The organism is Brevundimonas sp. D3-1P, assembly GCF_055809335.1.
The window spans coordinates 3106764-3132390 of record NZ_CM147908.1 but is presented as its reverse complement, the minus strand read 5'-3'; the positions used below and the strand labels follow the sequence as shown (position 1 = coordinate 3132390).

Sequence of the window (25627 nt, the reverse complement as noted above, 5' to 3'; positions counted from 1 at the left end):
GCGAAAGCCGGGATGAGGTCGGCCTAAAGACCGATGGGCCGGTCCGCCGCCGCCCGGTCCTCGGCCCGCAGCGCGGCGATGGCGGCCTCCAGCGTCGGATCGTCGCCGGCCCGTCGCTGGGCCACGCTGCGGGGCGCGGCGATGTCGGGCGTCACGCCGCGTTTTTCCAGCCGTATCCCGCCGGCGGTCACGAAGTCCGCCCGGCTGAGCGTCAGCCGCCCGCCGTCTGGCAGATTGGTCTCCTGGGCGATCAGGACCGAACCGCCCGTCTTTTCGCCCACCACGACGCCGCGTCGCGCCTCCTGAATGGCCGCCGGCGTCAGTTCCGCCGCGCTGCGGCTGCCCTGGTCGACCAGGACGGCGACCGGATTGGCCAGCGGATCGCGCCGGTCGCCGCAATCGCCCGACGCCCTCAGCACCACCGCCCGACCGCTGCGCCCGGTGCGCGTGGCCCAGGCCTGGTTGCGCGGCAGGAAACAGGTCAGCACCGATTCCGCCTCCCACAGCCGCCCGCCCGGATTGCCGCGCAGATCCAGGATCACGGCCACATCCGGCGAAAGGCCCTCCAGCGCCCCGCCCATCCACGGCCCCAGCCCCTTGTCGAACTGCTCGACCCGCAGCACCAGGACGCCGGGCCGCGACGTATCGGCGACGAAGGGCTGGACCGCCTCCATCACGCGGGGCGTCAGCGTGGTCTCATGACGCGCGCCCGCCTCGTCCGTCAGGACCAGTTGCAGGGGCCGCCCCTCCGGCGTTTCCACGTCCGGGCCCCAAGGTCGGCCGTCAACCGCCTTCAAAGTCCACCCCAGCCTGATTCCCGCCGCCTCGGCCGGAGAGCCGGGGCGGATGCGTTCGACGGTCCAGTCGTCCGGCGTCTCGCCCCGCATCAGCACCAGACCCATGACTGCGCGCCGGGCGAACTGGGCCTCCTGGCGGCGCACGGCGGCGGGCGGGCTGGCCGAGGCGTGGCCGTCGTCCAGCAAGTCCAGCATGGCGTTCAGCGTGCGGTACAGCGCCCGCTCGTCCAGGGCCGCCAGGGCCTGGGGGCGGAACCGCGCCCGCGCGGCGTTCCAGTCCACCCCATGCAGGGTCGGGTCGTAGTAGCTGCTGCGGACCTCGCTCCAGACCCGGTCGAACACCCGCTGGTTCAGCCGCGCCTGCGATCGGCTGGGCGCCGCCGCCTCGCCGGAATACGCCGCCGGAAGGGCCAGCGCCGGAGCGACTTCCCCCAGCGGCGCCGCCAGCAACAGGACGCCGATCAGTCGTGCGGACATCGAGACGCGCATGGCTCGCATCAGAACCCACCGGCCGGCGCGCCTCAAGTCACGAATGCGCGTCATGCGATCGACCGGCCCCGTGCGCCGTCCCTCCCGTCGCGCCCCTTCCCGTGATAGGGGGCGCGCCATGAGCATCACGACGGTCGGCCTGGATGCCGACGACACCCTCTGGCACAATGAGACGATCTTCCGCCTGACCCATGCGCGGTTCGTCGATCTCCTGGCCGATCATGGCGACGAGGCGACCATCGAGGCGCATCTGGCCGACACGGAACAGCGCAACCTGCGCCTTTACGGCTATGGCGTGAAGGGCTTCACCCTGTCGATGATCGAGACGGCGATGGAGCTGATGGGCGGCGAGGCCCCGCCCCAGGTGGTGCGCGAAATCCTGGCCGCCGGCCGCGAAATGCTGGCCCATCCGGTCGAAACCCTGCCCGGCGTGGACGAGGTGGTCGCCGAACTGTCCGAGAAATACCGGCTGGTGCTGATCACCAAGGGCGATCTGATGGACCAGGAGCGCAAACTGGCCGCCTCGGGCCTGGGCGAGCGGTTCAGCGCGGTCGAGATCGTGTCGGAAAAGGACCGCGCCACCTACGACCGTGTCTTCGCCCGCCACGGCACGGGTCCGTCCGAGGCCGTCATGGCCGGCAACTCCATGAAGTCCGATGTCCTGCCCGCCATCGCCTCCGGCGCCTTCGGCGTCCACATCCCCTACCCCGTCACCTGGGCGCACGAACTCGCCGACGCCCCCGTGGACGAACCGCGCTACGTGTCCCTGTGCCGCATCGGCGAACTCCCCGACTGGATCGCGGCGATCGAAATCTCTTGACCGCATGGATCGGTCAAGGCGGGCGGCGCAGGCTTTGTGTGAACTTGCAAGCGCCAAACGCGACGCCTCTCAGAGGCTGAAATTGAGCCGGCAGGAACCGCCGCCCTCAATACCAACGTCCGGCTCGCATTGAACTGGATTCGACAACCGTTAGGTCGACATTTCGCCCGGTAGGAATTCCCTTTAGGGGAAAATGAATTTGAGAAGCCCACAAACAATATATCGACGTTATATCGCCGCTATTGGTCGATGTTCGTTTCCTATTTGCAACACGGTGACATTACCGTCGTCTCTTCTTCACAAGCTGTCCGATCAAACTTGACCTCGGGCTCATGGGGCAATCTTGTGGCGGTTCATGGCTTATACCGTGTCATTAACCGAGGTTGCTTTTCGTATGCGTTTTACCCGCTCCCATCTCTTGGCCAGCACCGTGCTGGTCGGCGCCATCACCGTTTCCGGCGCCGCTTCGGCCCAGGTCGCTCAACCTAGCTCGGACGCTCAAGCTACCGAAATCGGCGAGATCGTCGTCACCGGCTCGCGCATCCGGCGCAGCGCGGCCAATGCGCCTACTCCCCTCATCCAGGTGACGCAGGACGAGATCCTGTCCACTGGCCAGACCAGCGTGATCGACTATCTGGCCACTATCCCTGCGCTTCAAAACTCTCAGGTGCCGTCTGACACCACGGGTTCCAGCCTGAATATCGGCGGCCTGTCGCTTCCGAATCTGCGTTCGTTGGGCGCTGGGCGCACCCTGACGCTGGTTGATGGCCGTCGCCACGTCGGCTCCTCGGGCGGCGAACTGTCGGTGGACGTCGACACCATTCCGCGCCTGCTGATCCAAAACGTCGAGATCGTCACCGGCGGTGCCTCCTCCGTTTACGGCGCGGACGCCGTCTCCGGCGTGGTCAACTTTATCCTCCGCAAAGACTTCGAAGGTCTCGAGATCGACGCCAATTATGGCCAGATCAATGACAACGGCGAAGCCACCCGCCGCATTTCCGGCCTGATCGGCAAGAATTTCTTTGACGATCGGCTGAACGTCTACGCCCACGCTGAATACGAAAAGGTCGATGAAGTCCGCTCATCGGACATCGACTGGATCCGTCGCGCGCCCATTCGTCTGTCGATCGACGCCGATCCGACCACGGCGCCGTACGACGGCCGTCTGGACGCCGGCGTCTTCTATGGCGTCAACCGCCTGGACATCCTGCCGTGGGGCCAAACCACGCTGGCCAACCTGCAGCAGCCCAGCGACCTGACCAACCCGAACATCCCCTACCAGAGCTGCTTCGGCGCCAGCGGCTTCACCTACGCCGCCAACTGCTACGGCATCACCCCCGGCAAGACCTACGTCTATGATGGTGAAACGGGTCGTCTGGCGAACTTCGGTCAGCGTGTCGGCAATGTCGGCATCAATCGCCCCTACAACATCGGCGGTGACGGCATGCCGCTGGGCGAGGTCGCCACCGGCAGCCGTGTTCCTGAATCGGAATCGCAGCGTTATCAGGTCGGCGCCAACTTCAAGGTCACGGACGCGATCAACTTCCGCGCGGAAGCCAAGTACGTGACCGAAGACACCTTCATGCAGGGTCAAGCGACCTTCTTCGACGTCGACCTGGACAACAGTTCCTATGACGCGGACAATAGCAACTCCATCTGGGCCAACTCGGCCTTCGATCTGCGCTGGGACGACAACGCCTTCCTGCCGCAGAATCTGAAGGACGCAATCGCCGCCAACCGGATCGATATCTACGCGCCGCCGACTGCCGCCAACGCCGGCCAGTTGATCGAAAGCCGCGCGCTTCCGCTCGCGCGCCACAGCTTCTTCGGCCCAGCACGCACGCAGACGAACACCCGCGACCTGCAACGCTACGTCATCGGCTTCGACGGTTCGCACGGACAGGTCGGCTTCGCCAAGTCGTTGTCCTGGGATGTCGGCTATACCTACGGCAAGGTCGAGATCGAGAACATCGAGCGCGCGGTCGATACTCAGCGCATGGCCCTGGCGGCCGACGCTGTCGTCGATACGGCTGGCGTGCTGGGAACCGCTGGCGCTATTGTCTGCCGCTCCACCCTTTTGAACGCCCAAGGCGCAGACCTCACGGATTACGTGCGTGGAGGCAACCTGGCGGACACTGAATACGGTCGCAACTCGATCGCCCAGTGCACGCCGCTGAACATCTTCGGCGCCGGCAACCAGTCGGCCGAAGCTCTGGAATACGTCGACGCCTTCGTCCGCGTTCAGGAAACCAACGAACAACATCAGGCCGTCGCCTCGATGTCGACCGAACTGTGGGATCTGTGGGGCGCTGGCAACCTGGGCTTCGCTTTCGGCGGCGAATGGCGCAAGGAAACCACCTCGGCCATCGGTCGCAGCACGACCGCGGGCGACCGCCTGCTGTTCCTGAACACTGGCGCCGACTTCCCGGAAGTCAGTTATGAGTCGAAGGAGCTGTTCACGGAACTGTCCGTGCCGCTGTTCCGCGACTCGCGGCTGGGTGAATACGCCGAACTCAGCGGATCGTACCGCTGGGCCGACTATTCGACGGTGGGCAACGTCGATGTCTATGGCGTGAACCTGGTCTACCGTCCGATCCGCGATATCACCTTCAAGACCAGTTTCAACAGCTCGGTCCGCGTCCCGAACCTGGCCGAGAACTACTCGCCCTACGGTGAAACCTACGCCAACAACTTCGTCGATCCCTGCGCCACCGCCAGTATCGCGGCTGTCGACGATCAAGAGACCCGCAACAACCGCGTCAAGAACTGCACGGCCCTGGCTGCGCAACAGGGTCTGTCCTTCGACTTCGCCGGCGCCACCGCCACCAACACCGACGACTTCCGCCCGAACTACACCTCGGGCCTCTCGGGCGTCAGCGGCGGCAACCCGGACCTACAGCCGGAAGAGTCGGAATCCTTCACCTTCTCGACGGTTCTGACGCCGCGCTTCGCGCCCGGCCTGCTCCTGTCGCTGGACTACTACGAGATCCGCATCGACAGCGTGATCTCGTCGGTTTCTGCCGCCGGCATCGCCGCCAACTGCGTCAACGGCGCTGAACTGAATATGGACGCCTGTAACTCGATCTTCCGCAACAACCCGAACATTGAGTTCGGCGTGGGCGCGCCCTCGGGCGACCTGATCGGCGGATTCATCGAGCGCCCGTTCAACTACGCCGCTCTTGAAACCCGCGGTCTGGACTTCGGCGCCAACTATACGTGGGACACCGGCGACTTCGGCAAGAACTGGGGCGCTTTTGACTGGCGTCTGAGCGGCTCGTGGCTGATCGAACAGAAGCAATATCTCAACGAGTCCGACCCCAGCGATTACGACGAACTGGCGGCCGGCATCAGCGGGACCAGCCTGTATCCTCGTGTTCGTCTGACGAACTCGCTGTCCTGGCGTCCGAACGACACCTGGAACGTCAACTGGACGGCGGACTGGCAAACGGCCTCGAACATTGTCCGTGCCCGCGACTTCATCAACAACGCCGACTCGCGTCTGGACGACCAACTGGACACCGGCAACTTCGTCCGTCACGACCTCACGGTGCGCTACAACGTCCGTGACGACCTGACGCTGCGCGCCGGCGTGGTGAATCTGTTCGACGCGGAACAGCGCGACATCCTGGGCACGACCATCTATTCCAACTTCGACCCCTACGGCCGTCGCTTCTTCGTCGGCCTGAACTTCCGCCCGTTCTAGTAACGTCGCGAAGCGAGACTGGAAGGCGGCGCCGCAAGGCGCCGCCTTTTTCTTTGGGTCGGGGATGATGCGTCTTGTCATCCGCGCACCCTCTCTCTAAACGGGCCGCTTAACCGACAACCTGACGCGAGCGTCGCATGGCCCTGCCGTGCGGGGGCTTCTCGCGCGCCTAATCAAAGGACGCCGCCGCCTCTTGCACGCCTCGGACATCAGTCATGACGAACGCGACGCCATGGTGCGCGCGGCGCTGGCCGAACAGGGCGACAGCGGCGTGACGCCGCGCCACACCTTGTTCTACTTCTATGGCGAGGGCGACCACGGCGATCTGAACGAGGTGGCCCGGCGCGCGGGGTTCCTGACGCGCGGCGCAGACGACATGACGGTGCTCGAAACGACCATGGCGGTGGACGAGGCGTCGTTCTCGGCGACCTCGGCGATGATGCAATCCTGGGCCGCGGCCTTCCAGCTGGACTACGACGGCTGGGAATGCGCGGTCGTGACCCATTAGCGTTCAATAAGAAGAGGCTCCCATGCCCAAGCGCACGGACATCCGGTCCATCCTCATCATCGGCGCCGGCCCCATCGTCATCGGCCAGGCGTGCGAGTTCGACTATTCCGGCGTCCAGGCCTGCAAGGCGCTGAAGGCCGAGGGCTACCGGGTCATCCTGGTCAACTCCAACCCCGCCACCATCATGACCGACCCGGAGGTGGCCGACGCCACCTACATCGAGCCGATCACCCCCGAGATGGTCGAGAAGATCATCGTAAAGGAAAGGCCCGACGCCCTGCTGCCCACCATGGGCGGCCAGACGGCGCTGAACACGGCCCTGGCCCTGCATGAATCGGGCGCCCTGGCCCGCCACGGGGTCGAGATGATCGGCGCCAAGGCCGAGGTCATCGACAAGGCCGAGGATCGTCAGAAGTTCCGCGACGCCATGGACAAGCTGGGGCTGGAATCGCCCCGCTCCAAGGCCGCCCACTCGATGGAAGAGGCGCTGGAGGGGCTGGCGTTCGTCGGCCTGCCCGCCGTGATCCGCCCGTCCTTCACCCTGGCCGGCACCGGCGGCGGCATCGCCTTCAACCGCGAGGAGTTCGAGGAGATCGTCCTGCGCGGCCTGGACCTGTCACCGACCACCGAGGTGTTGATCGAGGAATCGGTGCTGGGCTGGAAGGAATACGAGATGGAGGTCGTCCGCGACACGGCGGACAACTGCATCATCATCTGCTCCATCGAGAACGTCGATCCGATGGGGGTCCACACGGGCGACTCGATCACTGTGGCCCCGGCCCTGACGCTGACCGACAAGGAATATCAGCGGATGCGGACCGGCTCGATCAATGTCCTGCGCGAGATCGGGGTGGAGACGGGCGGCTCGAACGTCCAGTGGGCGATCAACCCCGCCGACGGCCGCATGGTCGTGATCGAGATGAACCCGCGCGTGTCGCGCTCCTCGGCCTTGGCGTCCAAGGCCACCGGCTTCCCCATCGCCAAGGTCGCGGCGCGCTTGGCCGTCGGCTATACGCTGGACGAGCTTCAGAACGACATCACCCAGGTCACGCCGGCCAGCTTCGAGCCGTCGATCGACTATGTCGTCACCAAGATCCCGCGCTTCGCCTTCGAGAAATATCCGGGCTCGGAACCCTTGCTGGGCACCTCGATGAAGTCGGTGGGCGAGGTTATGGCCATCGGCCGCACCTTCCAGGAATCGATGCAGAAGGCCCTGCGCGGGCTGGAGACCGGCCTGAACGGCTTCGACGAGGTGGAGATCGAGGACGTCGCGGGGTCGCAGGACGACGCGGCCGCCCGCGCCGCCGTGGTCCGCGCCCTGGGCGTGCCCACCCCCGACCGCATCCGCGTCATCGCCCAGGCCTTCCGCCACGGCCTGACGGTGGAAGAGGTCAACGCCGCCTGCGCCTACGAACCCTGGTTCCTGCGCCAGATCGCCGACATCGTGCGCGAGGAAGGCCACGTCCGGGTCAAGGGGCTGCCGACCGACCCGACCGAGTTCCGCCGCCTGAAGGCCAAGGGCTTCTCCGACGCCCGCCTGGCCGCCCTGACCGGCAAGACGGAAAAGGCGGTCCGCGCCGCCCGTCGCGGCCTGAACGTCCGCCCGGTGTTCAAACGCATCGACACCTGCGCGGCCGAGTTCGCCTCGGCCACCGCCTATATGTATTCGACCTATGAGACGGGCGCCCTGGGCCAGGTTCCCGAGTGCGAAGCCGAGCCGTCGGACAAGAAGAAGGCCGTCATCCTGGGCGGCGGTCCGAACCGGATCGGCCAGGGGATCGAGTTCGACTACTGCTGCTGCCACGCGGCCTTCGCCTTCGACGACATCGGCGTCGAATCGATCATGGTCAACTGCAACCCCGAGACCGTCTCCACCGACTACGACACCTCCGACCGCCTGTATTTCGAGCCGCTGACGGCCGAGGACGTGCTGGAGCTTATCGAGGTCGAACGCTCCAACGGCGACCTGATCGGCTGCGTCGTCCAGTTCGGCGGCCAGACCCCGCTGAAGCTGGCCCACGCGCTGCAGGACGACGGCATTCCCGTGCTGGGCACCAGCGTCGATTCCATCGACCTGGCCGAGGACCGTGAGCGGTTCCAGCAGATGCTGGAGGGCATCGGCCTGCGCCAGCCGCCCAACGCCCTGGCGCGCAGCGCCGAGGAAGCCGCCCAGAAAGCCGAAGAAGTCGGCTATCCGGTCGTCCTGCGCCCCTCCTACGTCCTAGGCGGACGCGGCATGATGATCGTCCACGACCGCGAGCAGCTGGACCGCTACGTCCACGAGGCCATGCGGGTGTCGGGCGACGATCCCGTCCTGATCGACCACTATCTGAACCGCGCCACCGAGGTGGACGTGGACGCCCTGTGCGACGACGAGACCGTCTTCGTCGCCGGCGTCCTGGAACATATCGAGGAAGCCGGCGTCCACTCGGGCGACAGCGCCTGCTCCATGCCGCCCTGGTCCCTGCGGCCCGAGACGGTGGCCGAGCTGAAACGCCAGACCGCCGAAATGGCCAAGGCCCTGAAGGTGCGCGGCCTGATGAACGTCCAGTTCGCCATCGAGGAGCCGCACGACGAAAACCCGCGCATCTTCGTGCTGGAAGTGAACCCGCGCGCCTCGCGCACCGCCCCCTTCGTGGCCAAGACCATCGGCCAGCCCATCGCCGCCATCGCCGCCAAGGTCATGGCGGGCGTGCCGCTGAAGTCCTTCGGCCTGACGGACAAGCCCTACGACCACATCGCGGTCAAGGAGGCGGTCTTCCCGTTCGCCCGCTTCGCCGGGGTCGACACCATCCTGGGCCCGGAAATGCGCTCGACCGGCGAGGTCATGGGCCTGGACTGGAAGCGCGACGGCGAGACCGACATGGCCCCCGCCTTCGCCCGCGCCTTCGCCAAGTCCCAGATCGGCGGCGGCGTCACCCTGCCCACCTCCGGCTGCGCCTTCGTCTCGGTCAAGGACGAGGACAAGCCCTTCATCGTCGATGCAGCCAAGACGCTGCTGGCCGAGGGCTTCAGCCTGATCGCCACGGGCGGCACCCATGCCTATCTGGTCGAACAGGGTCTGGAGGCGAAGCGGGTCAAGAAGGTGCTGGAAGGTCGCCCGCACATCGTCGACGCCATGAAGAACGGCGAGGTCCAGCTGGTCTTCAACACCACCTCGGGCAAGCAGTCGCTTCAGGACAGCTTCTCCCTGCGCCGGACCGCCCTGATGATGAAGATTCCCTACTACACCACCACCGCCGGCGCCCTGGCGGCGGCTCAGGCCATCGGCGCCATCAAAGCCGGCGACCTGGACGTGAGGGCGATCCAGGCCTGCGGCTGACCTCTTGCGGACGGCGCGCCGTCCGATAGCATCCCCGGAACATCGTTCCGGGGAATCGCCATGAGCCTCAAGTCGCTGTCGTTCGCCGCCGTCCTGCTCGCGACACTCTGCTCATCGCCCGCCCTGGCCCAGATGGGGCCGCCCCAACCCCTCCCGGCCGAGGCCCTGGTCGATCCCGTCGATCCGGCCAAGGCGGCCTGGCTGCGCGCGCACACGGTGATCGACGGCCCGGTCTCGGGCGGCCTGACCTTCGCCCTGCCCGACCGCTTCTACCGATCGAAACTGATCCTGCTGGGCGAAAGTCACGGCGTCGCCGCGCCCCAGATTCTGGACTTCGAACTGCTGCGCCACCTGAACGACCGGATCGGCCTGACCGACTATGTGGCCGAGGTCGATCCCGTCCAGGGGGACCGACTGAACCACTATCTGGAGACCGGAGACGCAGCCGCGTTGGATCGGGTCTTCGATCACTGGTCCCGGGCGGGCGCCCAATGGGGCAACACCGCCTTCGAGGACAAGATGCGCCGCATCCGGTCCCTCAACCAGACCCTGCCGGCCGAACGCCGCATCCGCTTCATTGGCATCGACGCCATCCAGGACTGGCCCCTGGTCGGCGAATGGCTGACGAGCCAGGGACGCGACGTCGATCTGTCTAGCGCCTCGAACGCCGACAAGGCGCGCGCCGCCCTGGCCGCGCTCGACGGCCTGGACGGCCCGGCTGTTCCGCGATTGCGGGGCGTGCTGGAGCGGGTGGCCCAGGGCCGTGATCGCGAGTCGGTCATCTTCGAGACCTACGCCCAGGCTGTCCGGTCGGGCGAATTGGGCGGGCGGCCGGCCTATGGCCTGTGGGGGATGTTCCACGCCATGCAGGGGCCGGTGAACGGCGCATGGCCCTTCGCGGCGCGCGTGCGGGAATCCGACCTGCCGACGGCCGACGCGGTGGCCACCCTGGTCGTCCTGTCGCTGGACTCGGCGGTGCAGATTCCCGTGCCGACGCCTGAGGGCGTGCAGCGGATGCGCCTGGACAAGTTCAACATCGACGGCCCCTTCGTCATGGTGAGGGGCGCCTCCACCCTGCGCGCCGCGTCCGAGACGGGACGGATCACCTTGTTCGACTCTGCCGCGCCCGGCTCGCCCTTGACCGGCGCCGACTTCCTGAAGGTTCAAACCTCGGTCGGTCAGAACTTCGACCTCGATCCCGGCGCCCCCAGGGTCGATACGCCCAGTATCTGGGGGTCTTCCGAAACTCCGACTGGGCGCCGCCGCGCGAATAGCGGACCACGATATCGCCCATGTCGTCGCAGTCCAGAACGCGCGGCGGGTTGAAGCGTTAGGTTTGCGAAGGAGAAACATCATGATCCGCAGACACAAGCTCGTCCCGCTCATCGGCGGCCTTCTGCTGTCCAAGGGCGGCCGTCGCGTCGCCGGGCGTCATGCCGGCAAGCTGGCCCTGGCCAGTCTGGCCTACGAGGTGTGGCGCAACCGCCGCCAGGGCGCCCAGCAGAAGCACCGCCCCGAGCCCCGCACGCGCTGGAGCGGCAGGGCGCCTCGCTGATCGGACAGGCTGACCTGACGTCAGTCGGAAACCGCGTTAGGATGGGCGCCGAAACGCGGAGATCGCCATGATCAAGGTCCATCACCTGAACGACAGCCGCTCCCAGCGCGTCCTGTGGCTGCTCGAGGAGTTGGGGCTGGACTACGACGTCGTCCGTTACGAGCGCAATCCCGGCAGCCGGCTGGCCCCGCCGGAACTTCTCGCCATCCACCCGCTGGGCAAGTCGCCGGTGATCGAGGATGGGGCGATCACGGTCGCCGAGACCGGCGCCGTGGTCGAATATCTTCTGGAGACCTATGGCAAGGGGCGGCTGCGTCCGGCGCCGGGCGCGGAGGAGGCCCGCCGCTTCACCTATTGGCTGCACTATGCGGAGGGCTCGGCCATGCCGCCGCTGCTGCTCAAGCTGGTGTTCACCATGCTGCCCCGTCGCGCCCCGGCGCTGATGAGGCCGCTGGTCAAAGGCGTGGCCGCCAAGGCCCTGGCCGGTTTCGTCGATCCGCAGCTGCGCGCCCATGTCGACTTCTGGGAGGCCGAGCTGGGCCGATCCGACTGGTTCGCGGGGGACCAGTTCACCGCCGCCGACATCATGATGAGCTTCCCGGTCGAGGCGGGGGCCGACCGCGCCTTCGACGCAGAAACCAAGCCGCGCCTCAAGGCCTACCTGGAGCGGATTCACGCCCGACCCGCCTATCGGCGCGCCCTGCAACGCGGTGGCGAATACAGCTATGCGTGATCGGAACGTGATCGGCTGATCGCAACCGGGCGCGGCGCCGGACGTTAACGAACCATGCGCCTTCAAACCATTCAGATCATCGCCGGGCTCGCCGCCGCCGTCGCCTTCGTCCTGGCCTTCATGGCCGCAGGAGCCGCGCTGGTTTCGGGCTTGTTCATGTTCACCGGCCTGGCCGCCATCGGCTGGCTGGCCTACAGCCTGATCAAGGGCGTCCTACGCCGCAATCCCAAGACCGAACCGCCCGCGCGCGCATGACCGGCCCCGAAACAGGGCGACGGTCTTGATTTAAAGGCGGATCGCCCCTAGTCTTGATGCCCGGCCGCGCCCGCCCCGCGGCCTTTTGTGTGCCTACTCCGCGTCTTTCCAGTCTCCGGGCGAACAAGAAAATCACGACACAATGGAAAAAGTGCCGATGACGGCCGAGGGCTATCGCGTCCTCGACGATCAACTGAAGCAATTGAAGTCGGTCGAAAGGCCCAGCGTGATCGCGGCCATTTCCGAGGCCCGCGAACACGGCGACCTGTCCGAGAACGCCGAGTATCACGCGGCCAAGGAACGCCAGGGCTGGATCGAGGGCCAGATCGCCGAGATCGAGGACAAGATCAGCCGCGCCCAGGTCATCGACGTGTCCAAACTGTCGGGCGACCAGGTCAAGTTCGGCGCCACCGTCACCGTGGTCGACGAGGACACCGAGGAAGAGGCCCGCTATCAGATCGTCGGCGAACACGAGGCCGATGTGAAGAAGGGCAAGATCTCCATCGCCTCGCCCATCGCCCGCGCGATGATCTCCAAGGAGGTCGGAGACGTGGTCGAGGTCAACACCCCCGGCGGCGTCAAGGCCTACGAAATCCTCAAGGTCGAGTGGAAGTAAGCCGCTCGGCGCAAGACCTTCCGTCTCCCCCTGCGGGGGAGGCGGAACCGATGCCCGCCCCCCTTTCCATCTGGGTCGTCTCCGACGGCCGCGCGGGCATCGAGAACCAGGCCCTGGGCCTGGCCGAGGCGGTCCAGCGCCTGACGCCGGCCGAGATCGCCACCCGACACATCCGCTGGCGCGCCCCGTTCGACCGCCTGCCCTCCGCGCTGAAGACGCGGGCCATGCTGGACCCGGCCTCGGACGCCATCGCCGCCCCCTGGCCCGATCTTTGGATCGCGACGGGCCGCGCTGCGCTGCCCCTCTCCACCCGCATCAAGGGCTGGAGCGGCGGCAAGACCTTCGTGGTCCAGACCCAGGACCCGCGCTGGGCCAACGCGCGCTACGACATGATCGTGGCCCCCGCCCACGACGGCCTGTCCGGCGACAATGTCTTCGAGATCACGGGTTCGCCGCACCGCATCACGCCCGACAGGATCGCCCGGGCCGCGCCCGCCTTCGCCGATCGGATCGCCCCCCTGCCCCATCCGCGCGTCGCCGTGCTGGTGGGCGGAAAATCCAAGGCTTTCGACCTGACGCCCGCCCACGCCGCCGACCTGGCCGACCGGATCGCGGCGGCCGTGCGCGCGGCGGGCGGCTCTCTGATGCTGACCTTCTCGCGCCGCACGCCGGAGGCGGCCCGTGCGGCGATGACGGCGCGTCTGGCCGAGGTTCCCGGCTGGATCTGGGACGGGACCGGCGACAACCCCCTGTTCGCCTTCCTGCATTTCGCCGACCATGTGCTGGTCACGGAAGACAGCGCCAACATGGCCGCAGAGGCCGCCTCAACCGGCAAGCCGGTCCATATCCTGCCGATGATCCCGCTGAAGCCCGCCGGCAAGTTCGCCCGGCTGCACGACGACCTGCGGTCGCGCGGCGCCGCCCGGCCGTTCGACGGGACGCTGGCCGCCTGGACTTACGAACCCCTCGCCGAAACCGACCGCGCCGCCCAGGCCGTGCTGGAGGCGATGCGCGCGCGATAGGTTCGATCGCTCCGCTCGTCATCCCCATCGGCCTGGGCCTCGGACGAGACCGGCATCGCGCAAACGGGAATCACCGCCTAAATAGGGCCATGACCCAAGTTCGCACCGTCCGCGTCGCCATCATCGGTTCCGGCCCCGCCGGCTGGACCGCCGCCATCTACGCCGCCCGCGCGTCCCTGAACCCGGTGGTGATCGCCGGGCTTCAGCCCGGCGGCCAGCTGACCATCACCACCGACGTCGAGAACTATCCCGGCTTCGCCGACACCATCCAGGGTCCGTGGCTGATGGAGCAGATGCAGGCCCAGGCCCTGCACGTCGGGACCGAGGTCATCCACGACATCGTCGTCTCCGCCGACCTGTCGCAACGCCCGTTCCGGCTGACGCTGGACGGCGGGGAGGAGATCCTGGCCGAGACGGTCATCATCTCCACCGGCGCCCAGGCCAAGTGGCTGGGGCTGGAGAGCGAGGCCGCCTATCAGGGCTTCGGCGTCTCGGCCTGCGCCACCTGCGACGGCTTCTTCTATCGCGGCAAACAGGTCGTGGTGGTCGGCGGCGGCAACACCGCCGTCGAGGAGGCGCTGTTCCTGACCAACTTCGCCTCCAAGGTCACGGTCGTCCACCGCCGCGACGAGTTCCGCGCCGAGAAGATCCTGCAGGACCGCCTGTTCGCCCATCCCAAGGTCGAGGTGATCTGGAACGTGGCGGTGGAGGAGATCGTCGGCGTGACGGACGGCATGGCCCGGAACGTCTCCGGCGTCCGGCTGAAGAACGTCCAGGACGGCTCGACGACCGAAATCCCCGCCGACGGCGTCTTCATCGCCATCGGCCACGCCCCGTCGTCGGAACTGTTCAAGGGCCAGCTGGAGACCAACGCCGGCGGCTATCTGAAGGTCAAACCCGGCACGGCCTCGACCGCCATCGAGGGCGTCTGGGCCGCCGGCGACGTGACCGACGACGTCTATCGCCAGGCCGTCACCGCCGCCGGCATGGGCTGCATGGCCGCGCTGGAGGCCGCCCGCTTCCTCGCCGAGGAAGACCACGCCAAGGCCCGCCACCCGATCAGCCACGCCGAGGCGGAGAAGATCGGGGTCTGGTAGAACCCGCTTGCCTCTCCCTCCCCTTCAGGGGAGGGTGGTCGAGCCGGAGGCGAGACCGGGTGGGGGCGGCGCAAAGCCTCAGTAAACCGACGCCTCCGTCAGCTCCGCCACATCCTCTTCCGACAGCTCCAGCGTCGCCGCCTTCAGCGTATCGGCCAGCTGCTCGATGGTCGTGGCGCTGACGATCGGCGCCGTCACGCCCGGCTGGGCCAGCAGCCAAGCCAGGGCGACCTGGGCGGGCGTGGCCTCGTTTCTCTGGGCGACGGCGTCCAGCACGGCCAGAATGCGCACGCCGCGCTCGTCGAACTTGCCCTTCAGCATGTCTTCCCGCTTGGCGCCGACGATCTGGTCGGCGGTCTTGTATTTGCCGGTCAGGAAGCCGCTTTCCAGGCTGAAATAGGTGATGACGCCCAGACCTTTCTCGACCGCCAGGTCCTGCAGCGGCCCTTCGAAAGTCGCGCGGCTGTAGAGGTTGTAGTGGGGTTGGAGCGTCGCATAGGCGGCCAGGCCCTCGCGCTCCGAAACGGCCAGGGCCTCCGCGACCTGTTCGGCGGAATGGTTGGACGTGCCGATGGCGCGGACCTTGCCGGCCTGCACCAGCCGGTCCAGGGCGCGCAGCGTCTCCTCCTGCGGCGTGTTCGGATCGGGCCAGTGGGTCTGGTACAGGTCGATATAGTCGGTCTGGAGCCGGCGCAGGCTGTCCTCGACCGCCTTTTCGATCCAGGCGGGCGACAGGTCGTTATGGCCCTGGCCCATGTCCGAGCCGACCTTGGTGAAGATCTTGACGGCGTCGCGGCCGCCCCGCGCCTTCAGCCATTCGCCGATGACGGTTTCGCTCTCGCCGCCCGAATGGCCATCGACCCAGCGGGAATAGGCGTCGGCGGTGTCGATGGCGTCGAACCCGGCTTCGACGAAGCCGTCCAGCAGGGCGAACGACGCGGTCTTGTCGGCCGTCCAGCCGAACACGTTGCCGCCGAAGACCAGAGGCGAGACATCCAGTCCGCTGCGGCCGAGCGCACGTTTGGCGAGGGTGTTCATGAGAAGCTCCGTTTTCGGGGAGCTCTGGACATAGGCCGCATCGGGGCGACCGCAACCTCCGAGCGGCGATCAGCCGAACAGTTGCAGCCCGGGGGGTGCGTATTCCACAGACTGACCGTGGCGACGGCGCAGGGCGTAATCGACGGCCGTCTCGACCGCCTGTTCGTCGGTCGGCTTGGACAGGGCGCCGATGGCGCCGGCGACGCCTTCGCGCACCATGCCGGGGTTGGCCGTCATGAACAGGACGCTGACGCCCATATCCTGGCCCAATTCGCGACCCAGGGCGATTCCGGTGGGCCCGTCGGACAGGTGGATGTCGACCAGAGCCAGATCGACGTCGTTCTCGCGCACCAGATCGCGCGCGGCCCGCGCGGTCGCGGCCACGCCCACCACCTGGTGCCCCAGGTCTTCCAGGATGAATCGAAGCTCCATCGCCACCAGGGCTTCGTCTTCGATGATGAGGATACGCGCGATCATGAGTCAGGCTTGTGCTCGGAAGCGGACATAACGCGATAAACGGCTCGGAGTTTCAACGAAAGGCTAATTGGCCGCCATTATCGCCGCGCGGCGCCTCGACAGGGCGGCATCCGGCAGATCGACAATGACCTTCAGCCCGTCCGCGTTCCATTCGCGATGCAATTTCCCGCCCAGCTGCCCTTCGACCGACAGGGTCGCCAACGAAGAGCCGAAACCCGAGCGGCTGGGCGGTCCCTGGACCGCCGGGCCGCCGCGTTCTGTCCACGTCAGGAGGAAGCGACCCGCCTGCCGCGCCGTGCTCAGGAACACGATTCCCGCCTTTTCCGAGAGCGAGCCGTATTTGGCGGCGTTGGTCGCCAACTCGTGGAACAGCAGGGCGACGGAGGTCGCCGCCTGGTCGTCGAACACGGCGTCGTCGCCGCTGATCAGCACGCGCGGCTCGCCCGCGTCGTCCGCATAGGCCTTGAACAGGTCCGCCAGGAAGGAATGCAGGGTGGTGTCGCCGACCGTGGTCTTGGAGGTCTCGGTATGCGGGCGCACGAACTCGTGCGCGCGGGCCAGGGCGGCGATGCGGGTGCGCAGGGAGGCGGAAAAGCCCTTGGCCTCGGGATGCTGCCGCGCCGACAGCGCCACCAGGGCCGTGATCACGGCGAAGATGTTCTTGATGCGGTGGCTCAGTTCCTGGCTGACCAGTTCGCGGCCCTGCTCCAGTCGCTTCAGTTCGTCGATGTCGGTGCAGGTGCCGAACCAGCGGGTGATCCGGCCCTCGTCGTCGCGAATGGCCACCGCCCGCGCCAGGGCCCAGCGATAGCCGCCATCGTGGTGCTTCAGCCGGTATTCGATCTCGTAGGGTTCTCCGGTCTCCAGCGAACGGCGCCAGGCCGCCCAGGCGCGCGGCTGGTCGTCGGGGTGGAGGATGTCGTTCCACCCCGCTCCATCGGTGGACCCGACCGGAACGCCTGTGAACTCGTACCAGCGGGCGTTGTAATAGTCGTGAAACCCATCGGGCAGGGTCGACCAGACCATCTGCGGCATGGCGTCGGCCAGGACGCGAAACCGCGTCTCGCTCTCGCTGAGCGCCCGGGCGGTTTCGGCCAGGTTGGTCTCGATCTGCTTGCGTTCGGTGATGTCCACGGCCACGCCGGGCAGACGCACCGCCGCGCCGGACCGATCGTATTCGGCCTGGCCGCGCGCCAGGACCCAGCGCGTCGCCCCATCGACCACCAGCCGGTATTCGCTGACGAAGCCCCCCTCCCCTTCCAGCGCGCGCTGGATGTCCTGGGTCAGGCGGGGGCCGTCGTCGGGATGGACGCTGGCGCGGAAGAGGTCGATCGGCGCGCCCTGGCGGGCGACGGCGGGATAGACCCCATACATCCACGCGAACCGCTCGTCGGCGACGACCCGATCCGCCGCTATGTCCCAGTCCCAGGCGCCGACATAGGCCGAAGCCTCGATGGCCAGCCTGGCGGCCTTTTCGCTGCGATCCCGCTCCAGCAGGGCGCGGCGCAGTTCCAGCTGGCTCGTGACCTGTCCCGCCAGGGTCGTGAGCGCCATCTCCTGCAAAGGCGTCAGCCCTTGCGGCCTCGGCTTGGTGTCCAGGACGCACAGGGTGCCGAGAGGCAAGCCTTGCGGGCTCTTCAGCAGGCGGCCGGCGTAGAAGCGCAGATGCGGCGCCTCGGTCACGAGCGGATTGCAGGCGAAGCGCGGGTCCTGGGCGGCGTCCGGGACGACCATGCCGTCCTGTTCAAGCAGGGCCTTGGCGCAGAAGGACGTCGCCAGCGGCGTCTCCCGCACGCCCAGCCCCCTCTCGGCCTTGAACCACTGGCGGTCCGCGTCGATCAGATTCACTACGGCGATCGGCGCCTGACAGATTTCGGCGATGAGGTTCACCACATCGTCGAAGGCGACCTCCCGCTCGGTATCCAACACCCCGTAGCTTCGCAGCGCCTCGAGGCGCTCATTCTCGTCCCACGAGGGCCTGTGGGTGTCTTGGCGGGTCAACAGTCGTCCTCGTCGATTCCGGTCGGGCCTGGCCCGGCTTCATCAATGCCCCGACCCGCCAGGCCGTTGCAAATGCGAAATCAATTGCCCGGGCGCCCGACTTCCTCCACCGCCATCGTCGTCACCCCGGCCGGCGCCGCCTGCGCGGCGGCCTGCGGCGCTGGCTTGGCGGGATCGACGGTCAGGCGGGCGTTGATGGCGGCGACCTCTTCGCGCGTTGGCAGACGCCGTCCGCCCAGACTGGCCACGCCGACGACGCGTTGCCTGCCGTCGATCTCGACGGTGCGGAGAGCGGCGTCCTTGGCCGGCGTCGCGGGCGCGTCGGGATCGGGGCCGCCCGTCGCGGCTCCAGCCGCCGTCAAGGCCCGCGGCCGCGAGAAGCGCGCCTCGTCGATCAGCGGCTCGCGGCCCTTGTAGACGTTCCTGAGGGCGGCGGTCTCGCCATAGACGCCCTTCCAGCGATAGAAGATGTGCGCGCCGATCTGAGTGACCTTGGCCACCGTGGGGGCCCACCAGGGGCGCACATAGTCGGCGTGATAGTGGGTGGCGGCGCCGACCTCCTGGGCCACGGCGCCGTCCAACGCCTTTTCCGCCACGCGGCGCGCGCGCTCCCACGCCCAGGGGACCGGGGCTTGGGCCAGGGAGCCGTCGCAGGTGAAGCTGAACTGGCAGCCGGTGGTCCGCTCCGCCCCCTCGAACACCACGCCGCAGACGGTGTTGGCGTAGTTGGGATCGCGCACGCGGTTCAGCACCACCTGAGCCACGCCCGCCTGGCCGCTGTCCGGCTCCAGCGCCGCTTCGAAATAGACGGCCTGGGTCAGGCAGCGCAGAGCGCGGCGGCGATCCTCGGCGCTGCCCTTGAAGACGAAGGGCTGGGCGGGGCGCGCCACGCCGAAAGCCGGCGACAGGGCCGCGTTCAGGCGCTGGGCCTCGAGCCCGCTCTTGCCCGGCTCCAGGCCCGGCTTGCCGGCCAGGGTCAGGCTTTCCCAGCCGGGCGTCAGCCCGTAGAGGGCCGGTTGCAGCACGCTGGGATCGTGGCGCAGGGCCTCGGCCAGCTGGGCGGGGGTGAGGCGCGCCTTGATCGCGGCCAGGCCCTGGACGCCCAGGTCGCCGCCGGTGACGCGCGACACCGCCTCGGCCGTGCGGTCCGCATCGGGGCGCACGCTGGATCCTGCGGCCATGGCGACGCCCAGCACCGCGCCCGCCGCCGGCAGGGCCGCCGCCGAACGCCGCAGCGTCTTCCACAGGGTCTTCCAGGACGACAGTTTCATTCAAAGTCCAAAGCGCGTTCGACAACGCCGCCGACCGCCAGGGGTTCGCGCTCCTAGCCGCAAACCTGGACCATTTTCCGGCGATCTGACGATCAGCGATACGGGGGCGCGTCCGCCGCGGCGCGCAAGATGGGGTGGCCGCGCGCGATCCACGGTGTAAAGCTGTCGGCCGTTCGCATGGTCGGGCGTATCTTGGGATGCGGAAGAAGATGGGCGAAAAGGCGTCGTCGGGGCGTATGGCGACGATCGACCGATGGCTGGTCGGACTGACCCGGCTGTCGACGCCGTCGGCGATCGGCCGCCTGGCTGTCGGCGCGGGCTTCGCTGTCGCCGCATTGATCGGGCGAGCCGCATTGTCGGCCGTTTATGGCGAGGTGACGGGCTTTTCCATCCTGCTGCCGGCGGTCAGCCTGGCGGCGCTGGCGGGGGGCTGGACGGCGGCGCTGGCGGCGCTGGCGGTCTGCATGGGCGGGGGCTGGGCGATCCTGGGCCTGACCACCACAGGCGAGGACGGGGTTCTGAGCGCCATCGGCGGGGTGGCCACCGTCAACTTCGTGATCGTGGGCCTGTTTACGGCCGCGGTCAGCGCAGCGCTGCGCGGGGCGCTTTTGCGCGTCAGCGAGAGCGAGACCCGGTTCCGCCACCTGGCCGACACCACCCCCTGCCCCATCTGGCTGCGCGATGCGCAGGGCGCGTTCGAATTCGCCAACGCCGCCGTCGTGAACCTGCATGGACTCGATCACACGGCCCTGTCCGGCGACGGCTGGCGAAGCGCCATCCACCCGGACGACGTCGCGCGCGTGGACGCCATGGAGGCCGCGGCGTCGAGGGACCGCGCCCCCTATGCGTTCGAGGCCCGCGTCCAGAGTTCGGATGGCGGCTGGCGCTGGATGCGGGCGATGGTCCAGCCGCGTTTCGACGGCCAGGGCCGGTTCCTGGGCCACACCGGCATTTCCTTCGACGTGACCGACACCCATGAGGCGCTGGAGGCCTCGGCCAGGGCCGAACGCCGTCACGCCTTCCTGCTGGACCTCAGCGACCGGCTGCGCGACCTGACCGATCCGATCGCCATCATGGCCGAGGTCGAGGGCGCGCTGGGCCGCCTGCTGGAGGCCGACCGGGTCGGCTATGGCGAAATCGACCAGGCCGCGGGAATGGTGTCCATGACCCACGACTGGACCTCGGGGGTGGCCAGCGCCCAGGGGCGGTTCGACCTGCACGCCTTCGGAGAGGGTCTGATCGCGGACCTGGCCGGCGGCCGCACCATTCAGATCGAGGACGTGCGCGACGACCCCCGTACGGCCGCCGTCTCCGACGCCTTCGAGGCCATCCAGACCCGCGCCCTGATTCGGGCGCCGTTGATCCGCGGCGGGCGGTTGCGCGCCTTTCTCTATGTCCACGCCTCTCGTCCCCGCGTCTGGACCGAGGCCGAAGCCAGCCTGGTCGAGGAGGTCGCGGCCCGCACCTGGGCCGAGATCGAACGCGCGCGCGCCGAGAACGAGACCCGCGAAAGCGAACAGCGCTTCCGCGCCATCGCCGATACGGCCCCGGTCCTGATCTGGGTGACGCGCCAGGACGGCGGCCGCAGCTTCGTCAACCAGGCCTATGTCGATTTCCATGGCGCCGACTACGAGACGGCGCGCGACCTGGACTGGCTGGCGATGGTCCATCCCGACGACCAGGCGCGCATCCTGGCGGAGTCCGTCGCCGGAGAGGCGTCCAACGAGCCCTTCTCGCTGGAGGCGCGCTATCGGCGGCACGACGGCCAGTGGCGCTGGCTGAAGTCCTTCTCCCGCCCGCGCCTCAGCGGCTCGGACGTGGTCGGCTTCGTCGGCGTGGCCTTCGACGTGACCGAGATGCGCGTGGCCCAGGCCAAGCTGGAGGAATCCGAGAACCGCTTCCGCACCGTCGCCGACAGCGCCCCGGCCCTGATCTGGATGAGCGACGACGCGGCCCAGCTGACCTTCGCCAATCGCCGCTATCGCACCTTTTTCGGCGTGACGGGCGAAGCCCACCTGCCCGACAGCTGGCGCGGCCTGGTGCACCCCGACGACGAGGGGGTCTTTTCGGCCGCCTTCATGCGCGCATTCGGCGCGCGCGACCGTTTCGAGGCGCTGACCCGGATCGAACACCCCTCGCTGGGTTCGCGCTGGCTGCGGACCGAGGGCGTGCCGCGCTTCGACGCCTCGGGCGTGTTCCAGGGCTATGTCGGGGCCTGTCTGGACGTGACGGACGCCAAGCGCGCCGAGGACGACCTGAAGCGGATCAACGAACTGCTGGAGGAACGGGTCGACGAAGCCCTGATCGAAAAGGCCCAGGCCGAGGCCCAGCTGATGCACGCCCAGCGGATGGAGGCGGTCGGTCGGCTGACCGGCGGGGTGGCGCACGACTTCAACAATCTGCTGACCGTGGTGATCGGCGCCCTGGACATGATCCTGCGCAGCGACGATCCGGCCAAGCGCAGGAAGCTGGGCGAGGCCGCCCTGGCCGCCGCGCGCCGGGGCGAGAGCCTGACCCACCAGCTGCTGGCCTTCTCGCGTCGTCAGGCGCTGAGGCCCGAGCCGATCGACCTCAACGCCCTGATCCGCGAGGGCGAGCCGCTGTGGCGCCGCGCGGTCGGCGAGACGGTAGACTTCAAGGTCCGGCTGAAGCGCGGCGGCGCGCGCGCCAATGTCGACCCCGCCCAGTTCGAAGCGGCCCTGCTGAACCTGATCGTCAACGCCCGCGACGCCCTGGGCGACGTGACGGGCCCCAAGGGACGGGGCGGCGCGCGCATCACGGTCCAGACGCAAGAGGTCCAGGTCGCGGCCGGCGAGGTCGCCGAACTGGCGCCCGGCCGCTACGTCTGCGTCGCCGTGATCGACAATGGCCAGGGCATGTCGCCCGAAATTCTGGATCGGGTGTTCGAACCCTTCTTCACCACCAAGGGCGTCGGCAAGGGCACCGGCCTGGGGCTGAGCCAGGTCTATGGCTTCGCGCGCCAGTCGGGCGGCGGGGTCCAGATCGTCTCGGCGCCGGGACAGGGCGCCGAAATCCGCCTGTATCTGCCCCCGCTGTCGCCCGACGACGTCGGTTCCGACGGCGCCGGCGCCGTCAAGGCCGACGCCCGCCGGATCGAGGGCGGGCGGGTGCTGCTGGTCGAGGACGATCCGGGCGTTGCGGCGGTGGCGTTGGAGATTCTCAAGGAGCTGGGGCTGGAGGCGGAACTGGCCGAGAACGGCCAGGAGGCCCTGCGCCTGCTGGCCGGGGCGGCGTTCGACATCATGTTGACCGACGTGGTCATGCCAGGCGGCATGAGCGGGGTGGATCTGGCGCGCGCGGCGGCCCGGGCCTGGCCCGAACTGCGGATCGCCCTGATGTCGGGCTATGTCGGCGAAGACGTGGACGAGGTGCTGGCCGACATTCCGTGGCCGCTGCTGCGCAAGCCCTATTCCTCCGAACAGCTGCGCGATCTGCTGGAACAGTTGAAGACCGCGCCGGCCGCCTGATCGGCGCAAAGAAAAACGCGCCGCAGGGCCTGCGGCGCGTTCATCTGTCGAAAGCCGGGGACGGCGCCTATCTGCGCGCCTTGCGCGCGGCGTAGCGGGCGTCGCGCTTGGCCTTCTGTTCTTCCTTGGTCAGTTGCTTGCGGGCCTTGCGGTCCGCGCGCTTGGAGGCGTCGATCTCTTCCTGGGCGGCCATTTCGGCGGCCAGCCGGGCGGCTTCCTTCTCGGCCTTCTCGCGACGAAGTTCGGCCTTGGCCAATTCGTGCTGCTGGCGCAGGGCTTCCTTTTCGGCGGCCCGCTTCTCGGCCAGCCTGTCGAATTCGGGGTCGGGCGCGGCGGCCTTGGGCTTGAATTTGGCGAGCAGGGCCTTCTTGGCTTCCTGCTGGGCGGTAATGCGGTCGGAGAATCCGGTCTTCAGATCTTTCATGCGAAAGCGTCAGGGTTCCTTGTGAGCGGCCAGGGGCGGCCGTCGGGGATCGGGCGGCGAAGAAAGGCGCGGCCAGAAGCGGGGCGCACAAAGCCGATATGCGGGCGGAAATCAAGGTTCGCCGCGATGAAATCGACCGCGGGCGACGTTTGATCGGGCGCGGCGGCCCGACCACCACACCAGATAGGCGCGATCCGTCCGACGGCAAGGGCCGCCGTCGGACGGATCGCTGGGCGGCGGCCTTAGTTGGGCTTTTGCGAGTGGCCGACGGCCGTGCCGGCCGCGCCGCCCACGGCGGCGCCGACCGGGCCGCCCACCACGGCGCCCGCGACCGCGCCGCTGGCGGCCTTCTGTTCGATAGTGGTTCCGCAGGCGGCCAGGGCGAGGGTTCCCAGGACGGCGGCGGCGGTGATGGCGATTTTCATGAGGCTTTTCTCCAAAGGCCACGCTTCAACGCCGCTCGCTGCATCGCGGTTCCGAATCCTGACCTCAAGTCGCGAATTACGCGCTCTGTCACATTTCACAACCGACAGGCCGATCGTTTTTAGTCGTCGACATCAAAAACGCCGACTGGACTTCAAGTCTTCATGTAACCCAATACAGTAAAGACGCGTTCGATTTCGGACTCGACGCCCGGTTTCCGCCACATCCTCGGCGGCTGCTGAAAAATACATAATCGCTTCTGTCGCTTAACCGCAAGATTGCGAATCGACCACATTGCGGCCATAAAAGGCTGGCTATAGGCCCGTCCTCGACGCCCGGGCCAGTGAGCCGAGCGCCGGATTTTGCAGGCTGGAAAGCGACCGTCAGCGTCGCCCGGCCGGCAGGACTACCCCCGGGGGCCGCGTTTCTCGCCCTGCTGAACAGGACTATGTCGTTGTCGCATTTCCCGCAGACGCGCGCACTGCTGCGCGCCGATCGTGTGGCCAGGATGAAGCCCATGACGGCAGCCGCGGCGTTCGGAGGTCTGGTGGGTCTGGCGATCGGATGCGCCTATGTGGGCGGCGTGGCTGCGCGCGCGACGACGCTGCGCGCCCAGGCCGAACGCATCCAGGGCGCCACCGCCGCCGGCTTCACCGAAGAAGCCCTGGCCGCCGCCGCCGGCGGTCTGGACGCCAGCGCCCTGACCATCGCGCGTCGGCACGATCCCTACACCAGCGCCGGCTCCGCCCAGCGCGACCGCCAGTCCGAACTGCTGGCCGCCCGTCTCGAACAGCTTCGCGCGTCGAACGGTTCCAATCTTCGTCGCGCCAGCCTGACGGCGCCCGACCCCGCCCGCCCCTTTCGCATGGACCATGCGCTGGACGCCAGCCGCGACCTGGATTGCCTGACCCAGGCCGTCTATTACGAAGCGCGCGGCGAAGGCGCCGACGGCATGAAGGCCGTGGCCCAGGTGGTCCTGAACCGGGTCCGCCACCCCGCCTTCCCCAAGACCATCTGCGGCGTGGTGTTCCAAGGCGCCGCGCGCAGCAGCGGATGCCAGTTCTCCTTCACCTGTTCGGGCGTGATGCGCGGCCGCGTCAACGCCTCGGCCTGGAACCGCGCCCGCGCCGTCGCCTCCGGCGCCCTGTCCGGTTCGGTCTTCGCCCGCGTCGGCTCCGCCACCCATTTCCACACCACCAGCGTCGCGCCAGGCTGGCGGTCGTCCCTGGTGCAGGTCAGCCAGGTCGGCAGCCATCTGTTCTATCGTTTCGGCGGCCGTTCGGGGAGCGCGAACGCCTTCACCTACGCCGCCCGACCTTCGGTCGAGGCTCAACGGCCGCGCCTGGTCCAGGCCGGTCTGAACCCGGTGGAGACCGCCCGCCAGGCGGGCCAGGCCGTGGCCTATTCGCTGGTCCTGGCCCAGGAAGGCCTGAACCCGACGACCGCCCGCGCCCCGGCGTCGCAGCCGCGCCCCGCGGCCGCGCCTGCCCCGACGACGACCCGGGCGGCGAGCGCGCCGGCCGCCCGCCCTGCACGTCCAGCCGAAGCCGCCGCCGAGGTCCCGGAAGCCGCCGCCACCCCCGCCTGA

Annotated in this window: 20 protein-coding genes; 13 read left to right on the top strand and 7 right to left on the bottom strand. The window is 68.1% G+C overall.

The genetic code is table 11. From position 1 onward, the window contains the following. Positions 1-23 precede the first annotated feature (23 nt). Entirely contained in the window at positions 24-1274 is a 1251-nt protein-coding gene (locus AC0L6G_RS15820) for a S41 family peptidase (RefSeq protein ID WP_473252616.1), read from the bottom strand. 130 nt (positions 1275-1404) lie between these two features. Between AC0L6G_RS15820 and AC0L6G_RS15815 the strand changes: the two genes are divergently transcribed. The 11 genes from AC0L6G_RS15815 (at position 1405) to trxB (ending at position 14917) form a co-directional block, all read left to right on the top strand. Continuing rightward, a complete protein-coding gene (locus tag AC0L6G_RS15815; protein WP_293825734.1) occupies positions 1405-2106 on the top strand; it encodes an HAD family hydrolase in 702 nt (233 codons plus the stop codon). A 394-nt stretch (positions 2107-2500) separates the two neighbouring features. Next, a complete protein-coding gene (locus AC0L6G_RS15810) occupies positions 2501-5809 on the top strand; it encodes a TonB-dependent receptor domain-containing protein (RefSeq protein ID WP_473252615.1) in 3309 nt (1102 codons plus the stop codon). A gap of 193 nt (positions 5810-6002) precedes the next feature. Next, positions 6003-6317 (top strand): hypothetical protein, encoded by a 315-nt coding sequence (locus AC0L6G_RS15805; protein WP_293825738.1) that lies wholly within the window; start codon positions 6003-6005, stop codon positions 6315-6317. Positions 6318-6339: 22 nt separating this feature from the next. Continuing rightward, positions 6340-9639, top strand: a complete 3300-nt coding sequence (gene carB, locus AC0L6G_RS15800) for a carbamoyl-phosphate synthase large subunit (RefSeq protein WP_293825740.1) — start codon at positions 6340-6342, stop codon at positions 9637-9639. A gap of 60 nt (positions 9640-9699) precedes the next feature. Then, a complete protein-coding gene (locus AC0L6G_RS15795) occupies positions 9700-10965 on the top strand; it encodes a hypothetical protein (protein WP_473252614.1) in 1266 nt (421 codons plus the stop codon). Between the two features lie 28 nt (positions 10966-10993). After that, entirely contained in the window at positions 10994-11194 is a 201-nt protein-coding gene (locus AC0L6G_RS15790) for a cysteine protease (RefSeq protein WP_293825744.1), read from the top strand. A 67-nt stretch (positions 11195-11261) separates the two neighbouring features. Next, positions 11262-11927, top strand: a complete 666-nt coding sequence (locus tag AC0L6G_RS15785; RefSeq protein WP_293825745.1) for a glutathione S-transferase family protein — start codon at positions 11262-11264, stop codon at positions 11925-11927. A 54-nt stretch (positions 11928-11981) separates the two neighbouring features. Continuing rightward, complete coding sequence (locus AC0L6G_RS15780) at positions 11982-12182, top strand: hypothetical protein (RefSeq protein ID WP_291537219.1); 201 nt, start codon at positions 11982-11984, stop codon at positions 12180-12182. 142 nt (positions 12183-12324) lie between these two features. Beyond that, complete coding sequence (gene greA, locus AC0L6G_RS15775) at positions 12325-12798, top strand: transcription elongation factor GreA (protein ID WP_291537220.1); 474 nt, start codon at positions 12325-12327, stop codon at positions 12796-12798. 50 nt (positions 12799-12848) lie between these two features. Then, entirely contained in the window at positions 12849-13820 is a 972-nt protein-coding gene (locus tag AC0L6G_RS15770) for a mitochondrial fission ELM1 family protein (protein ID WP_293825748.1), read from the top strand. Positions 13821-13909: 89 nt separating this feature from the next. Next, positions 13910-14917, top strand: coding sequence for a thioredoxin-disulfide reductase (gene trxB / locus AC0L6G_RS15765; protein WP_293825750.1), 1008 nt, complete (start codon positions 13910-13912; stop codon positions 14915-14917). 78 nt (positions 14918-14995) lie between these two features. On the opposite strand, the gene AC0L6G_RS15760 is transcribed toward trxB, so the two are convergent. The 4 genes from AC0L6G_RS15760 to AC0L6G_RS15745 all read right to left on the bottom strand — a co-directional run bounded on the left by AC0L6G_RS15760 (position 14996) and on the right by AC0L6G_RS15745 (position 19704). Continuing rightward, on the bottom strand, positions 14996-15955 hold the full coding sequence (locus AC0L6G_RS15760; RefSeq protein WP_293825752.1) for an aldo/keto reductase: 960 nt from the start codon (positions 15953-15955) through the stop codon (positions 14996-14998). A gap of 69 nt (positions 15956-16024) precedes the next feature. Then, positions 16025-16432 carry a response regulator gene (locus tag AC0L6G_RS15755; RefSeq protein WP_293825754.1) on the bottom strand — a complete coding sequence of 136 codons (408 nt, stop codon included), beginning with the start codon at positions 16430-16432 and terminating at the stop codon, positions 16025-16027. 63 nt (positions 16433-16495) lie between these two features. Next, a complete protein-coding gene (locus tag AC0L6G_RS15750) occupies positions 16496-18433 on the bottom strand; it encodes a PAS domain-containing protein (protein WP_293825756.1) in 1938 nt (645 codons plus the stop codon). An 80-nt stretch (positions 18434-18513) separates the two neighbouring features. Beyond that, positions 18514-19704, bottom strand: a complete 1191-nt coding sequence (locus AC0L6G_RS15745) for a cell wall hydrolase (RefSeq protein WP_473252613.1) — start codon at positions 19702-19704, stop codon at positions 18514-18516. Between the two features lie 236 nt (positions 19705-19940). Between AC0L6G_RS15745 and AC0L6G_RS15740 the strand changes: the two genes are divergently transcribed. Next, positions 19941-23192 carry a PAS domain S-box protein gene (locus AC0L6G_RS15740; RefSeq protein WP_293825760.1) on the top strand — a complete coding sequence of 1084 codons (3252 nt, stop codon included), beginning with the start codon at positions 19941-19943 and terminating at the stop codon, positions 23190-23192. Between the two features lie 67 nt (positions 23193-23259). On the opposite strand, the gene AC0L6G_RS15735 is transcribed toward AC0L6G_RS15740, so the two are convergent. Continuing rightward, on the bottom strand, positions 23260-23616 hold the full coding sequence (locus AC0L6G_RS15735; protein WP_291537228.1) for a DUF6481 family protein: 357 nt from the start codon (positions 23614-23616) through the stop codon (positions 23260-23262). A 242-nt stretch (positions 23617-23858) separates the two neighbouring features. After that, positions 23859-24041, bottom strand: a complete 183-nt coding sequence (locus AC0L6G_RS15730; RefSeq protein ID WP_291537229.1) for a hypothetical protein — start codon at positions 24039-24041, stop codon at positions 23859-23861. 515 nt (positions 24042-24556) lie between these two features. On the opposite strand from AC0L6G_RS15730, the gene AC0L6G_RS15725 reads away from it, so the two are divergent. Continuing rightward, positions 24557-25627, top strand: a complete 1071-nt coding sequence (locus AC0L6G_RS15725) for a cell wall hydrolase (RefSeq protein ID WP_473252612.1) — start codon at positions 24557-24559, stop codon at positions 25625-25627.

Coding starts and splice junctions, on each gene's coding strand:
- AC0L6G_RS15760 (WP_293825752.1), bottom strand. CDS start 15,955: ATGAACACCCTCGCCAAACGTGCGCTCGGCCGCAGCGGACTGGATGTC.
- AC0L6G_RS15795 (WP_473252614.1), top strand. CDS start 9,700: ATGAGCCTCAAGTCGCTGTCGTTCGCCGCCGTCCTGCTCGCGACACTC.
- AC0L6G_RS15810 (WP_473252615.1), top strand. CDS start 2,501: ATGCGTTTTACCCGCTCCCATCTCTTGGCCAGCACCGTGCTGGTCGGC.
- AC0L6G_RS15790 (WP_293825744.1), top strand. CDS start 10,994: ATGATCCGCAGACACAAGCTCGTCCCGCTCATCGGCGGCCTTCTGCTG.
- AC0L6G_RS15740 (WP_293825760.1), top strand. CDS start 19,941: ATGGCGACGATCGACCGATGGCTGGTCGGACTGACCCGGCTGTCGACG.
- AC0L6G_RS15815 (WP_293825734.1), top strand. CDS start 1,405: ATGAGCATCACGACGGTCGGCCTGGATGCCGACGACACCCTCTGGCAC.
- AC0L6G_RS15780 (WP_291537219.1), top strand. CDS start 11,982: ATGCGCCTTCAAACCATTCAGATCATCGCCGGGCTCGCCGCCGCCGTC.
- AC0L6G_RS15730 (WP_291537229.1), bottom strand. CDS start 24,041: ATGAAAATCGCCATCACCGCCGCCGCCGTCCTGGGAACCCTCGCCCTG.
- carB (WP_293825740.1), top strand. CDS start 6,340: ATGCCCAAGCGCACGGACATCCGGTCCATCCTCATCATCGGCGCCGGC.
- AC0L6G_RS15745 (WP_473252613.1), bottom strand. CDS start 19,704: ATGAAACTGTCGTCCTGGAAGACCCTGTGGAAGACGCTGCGGCGTTCG.
- AC0L6G_RS15725 (WP_473252612.1), top strand. CDS start 24,557: ATGACGGCAGCCGCGGCGTTCGGAGGTCTGGTGGGTCTGGCGATCGGA.
- AC0L6G_RS15770 (WP_293825748.1), top strand. CDS start 12,849: ATGCCCGCCCCCCTTTCCATCTGGGTCGTCTCCGACGGCCGCGCGGGC.
- greA (WP_291537220.1), top strand. CDS start 12,325: ATGGAAAAAGTGCCGATGACGGCCGAGGGCTATCGCGTCCTCGACGAT.
- AC0L6G_RS15755 (WP_293825754.1), bottom strand. CDS start 16,432: ATGATCGCGCGTATCCTCATCATCGAAGACGAAGCCCTGGTGGCGATG.
- AC0L6G_RS15735 (WP_291537228.1), bottom strand. CDS start 23,616: ATGAAAGATCTGAAGACCGGATTCTCCGACCGCATTACCGCCCAGCAG.
- AC0L6G_RS15785 (WP_293825745.1), top strand. CDS start 11,262: ATGATCAAGGTCCATCACCTGAACGACAGCCGCTCCCAGCGCGTCCTG.
- AC0L6G_RS15820 (WP_473252616.1), bottom strand. CDS start 1,274: ATGTCCGCACGACTGATCGGCGTCCTGTTGCTGGCGGCGCCGCTGGGG.
- trxB (WP_293825750.1), top strand. CDS start 13,910: ATGACCCAAGTTCGCACCGTCCGCGTCGCCATCATCGGTTCCGGCCCC.